The following is a 3,459-nucleotide window of genomic DNA, read 5'->3' on the forward strand; positions in this document are numbered from 1 at the left end:
ACTTGTCGATCGTCTGTTGGTGATACTGGTTTGCAAAGAGGTCATTCTTAATGGCGCTGCGTTTCTTCATGGTGGTTAGCTCAGTAGACCAGCTTCCGATAACTTTATCAGCAAAATCAAACTCGGCTTAGGTTTTTCGAGGTGCCCAGCAATAACATCATGCTTATTACCTGAATATTGATAATGAACCATCTCTATTTTTCTACTACGTGTTTTGGCAATCAATGTATCATCGGCAATTAGTACACAAGGGCTTTTTTTGTCTATAGAAGGTTCAACTAATCGCCATAGGTCTTTAGGGCGGAAACATCTACTTTTTAACCATCGGCTAACCGTGTCATGAGATAAAGGCGATGGGCTGACTTCTGATAACGCCAAACTAGAGTATCTTACACTGCTTACTTGCAAGAATATTTTATAGATATCTTTAATGCATGGATAACCGGACAAAATATGAACATCCTGATTTTTTCTTGTTTTTAAATTTATACTTCTTTTTTAGAGACTGCGAAACTCGTGATGAATAAAAAATATAACCTTAGAAGCATTTGTGCCCAAGTCATTGCCCAGGTTATTGATCAAAAACAATCATTAAGCACTGTACTTCCCGAATGGCAAAAAAATATATCAGATAAAGATAAAGCTCTTTTACAAGAACTCAGTTTTGGTGTACTTAGAGTGTTACCCTTATTGGAATGGTTTATTCAACAATTAATAACTAAACCATTAAAGGGAAAAAAACGCATTATTCATTATCTTATTATGGTAGGAATTTACCAACTTCATTTTACTCGTATTCCCCCACACGCTGCACTAGCAGAAACTGTTGATGGTGCTATCACACTGAAACACCCTCAACTAAAAGCCTTAATTAATGGTGTATTAAGACAATTTCAACGGCAAGAACAAACATTAAATGCAAAAGCCAATAATAATGAAAGCAATTATTTACATCCTAAATGGCTATTAGAAAAAATTCAGCAAGTTTACCCTGCACAGTGGGAAGAGATTCTTGAGGCCAATAACCAAAAACCACCAATGTGGCTAAGAGTAAATCAATTGTATCATTCTACTCATGATTATCTAATGCTATTACAGCAAGCAGGTATAGAGGCCAGTTTAAGCAAAGACAGTAAATTCGCTATCAAATTACAAAAACCGTGTGCGGTTAACCAATTACCAGGCTTTGACCAAGGTTGGGTAACAATTCAAGATTTATCTGCTCAACGATGCGTTGAATTACTAGCACCTAAAAATGGTGAATATATCCTTGATCTTTGCGCAGCTCCAGGTGGTAAGACAACTTATATACTAGAACTTGCTCCAAAAGCTGATGTTTTAGCGGTTGATATTGATCAACTACGAATAAAACGTATCCAAGAAAATCTTAATCGACTAAAATTACATGCAAGAGTTATTGTTGGTGATGGACGTAGACCACTAGAATGGACATCAGGTGCGAAATTTGATCGTATATTGCTAGATGCACCTTGCTCTGCGACAGGTGTGATTCGTAGGCATCCGGATATAAAATGGTTAAGAAAACCGACAGATATCCAGCAGTTGGTTAAATTACAATATGAAATTCTAGAAGCTATCTGGCCTTATTTAAAAACCAATGGCATCCTGGTTTATGCAACTTGCTCAATTTTACCGGATGAAAACAAAGAACAAATACAGAAATTTCTTTTTCATCATCCTGAAGCATCTTTAAATAACAATATGGAACTAGGCCAACAAATATTACCCACTCAACGTGGAGGAGACGGTTTCTTTTATGCTTCTCTGATAAAAAATTAACACTACTATTTTGAATAAATACTCAATCTGGCAGTAAGATAAAAATATAATGAAAATTATCATATTAGGTGCAGGACAAGTTGGTGGAACACTTGCAGAAAATTTAGTTGATGAAAACAACGATATCACTATCGTTGATACTAATACTGAACGTTTGCGCCAGCTACAAGATAAATTCGACCTAAGAGTTGTCAGTGGGCATGGCTCATACCCTAGGATCCTAAGGGAAGCCGGTGCTGAAGATGCTGATATGTTAGTCGCTGTGACAAATTCAGATGAAACTAATATGATTGCATGCCAAATCGCTTATTCTCTTTTTAATACGCCAAATAAAGTTGCTAGAATACGCGCATCTGAATATATCAGAGAAACTGAAAAACTTTTTACTCCTGATCACATACCGATTGATTATCTTATTTCTCCAGAGCAGCTTGTCATTGATTATATTTATAAATTAATCCAATATCCTGGTGCACTTCAGGTTGTTAACTTCGCAAGTGGCAAAGTAAGTATTGTTGCTGCAAAAGCCTACTATGGAGGTTCATTAGTAGGAAATTCCCTCTTAAATTTACGCGAACATTTACCCCATATTGATACCCGAATTGCTGCTATATTTCGCCGAGATAGACCTATTCGACCACAGGGATCCACTATTATTGAGGCAGGAGATGAAATCTTCTTTGTTGTAGCCACTGAGCATATTCGTGCTGTAATAAGCGAACTGCAACGACTGGAAAAGCCCTACAAGCGAATTATGATAGTTGGTGGTGGCAATGTTGGTGCGGGTCTAGCAAAACAACTAGAAAAAGGTTACAGCGTTAAATTAATAGAACGTGATCAAGAAAGAGCAACCGAATTAGCAGAACTATTACATGATACAATCGTGTTTTATGGTGATGCTTCAGATCAAGAGCTTTTAGCGGAAGAACATATTGAGCAAACAGATGTTTTTATAGCACTGACTAATGATGATGAAGCCAATATTATGTCAGCTATGCTTGCCAAAAAAATGGGCGCAAAGAAAGTGATGGTTCTTATCCAACGTTCTGCTTATGTTGATCTTGTACAAGGAGGAGTCATTGATATCGCTATATCACCTCAACAAGCAACAATTTCCGCTTTATTAGGACATGTTCGTAAAGCAGATATAATCAAAGTTTCATCCTTGCGTAAAGGCGTTGCTGAAGCGATAGAAGCTATTGCTCACGGTGATGAAAACACATCTAAAGTTGTTGGTAGAAAAATTTCAGAAATAAAGCTTCCTCCAGGCACAATTATCGGTGCTATTGTTCGTGATGATGAAGTCATCATTGCAAATAGCTATCATATTATTGAACAAGATGATCACATCATTATGTTCATTACTGATAAAAAGCATGTTCCTGAAGTAGAAAAGATCTTCCAACCTAGTCCATTCTTTTTGTAAAAATTTTGATAGAAATATATTAATAGATATTATAATTTAAACATTCTTATAAAGGGCACCTCGAAAAACCTAAGCCGAGTTTGATTTTGCTGATAAAGTTATCGGAAGCTGGTCTACTGAGCTAACCACCATGAAGAAACGCAGCGCCATTAAGAATGACCTCTTTGCAAACCAGTATCACCAACAGACGATCGACAAGTTGGGTGACCCGCTGGTCAAGATCGAAACCTGTA

3 protein-coding genes are annotated in these 3,459 nt (G+C 36.9%); 2 read left to right on the forward strand and 1 reads right to left on the reverse strand.

Translation table 11 applies throughout. The features are described 5' to 3' along the window. Positions 1-75 precede the first annotated feature (75 nt). Positions 76-450, reverse strand: a complete 375-nt coding sequence (locus CBG25_RS15930) for a hypothetical protein (RefSeq protein WP_290607864.1) — start codon at positions 448-450, stop codon at positions 76-78. A gap of 69 nt (positions 451-519) precedes the next feature. On the opposite strand from CBG25_RS15930, the gene rsmB reads away from it, so the two are divergent. Next, positions 520-1,800, forward strand: a complete 1,281-nt coding sequence (gene rsmB / locus CBG25_RS15935) for a 16S rRNA (cytosine(967)-C(5))-methyltransferase RsmB (protein ID WP_290607865.1) — start codon at positions 520-522, stop codon at positions 1,798-1,800. 49 nt (positions 1,801-1,849) lie between these two features. Then, positions 1,850-3,226, forward strand: a complete 1,377-nt coding sequence (gene trkA / locus CBG25_RS15940) for a Trk system potassium transporter TrkA (RefSeq protein WP_290607866.1) — start codon at positions 1,850-1,852, stop codon at positions 3,224-3,226. Positions 3,227-3,459 lie beyond the last annotated feature (233 nt).

The organism is Arsenophonus sp. ENCA, assembly GCF_002287155.1.
Taxonomy (GTDB): domain Bacteria; phylum Pseudomonadota; class Gammaproteobacteria; order Enterobacterales; family Enterobacteriaceae; genus Arsenophonus; species Arsenophonus nilaparvatae.

What these genes read in the sequence shown, in the direction of transcription:
- trkA (WP_290607866.1), top strand. Translation starts at nt 1,850, where the DNA reads ATGAAAATTATCATATTAGGTGCAGGACAAGTTGGTGGAACACTTGCA.
- rsmB (WP_290607865.1), top strand. Translation starts at nt 520, where the DNA reads ATGAATAAAAAATATAACCTTAGAAGCATTTGTGCCCAAGTCATTGCC.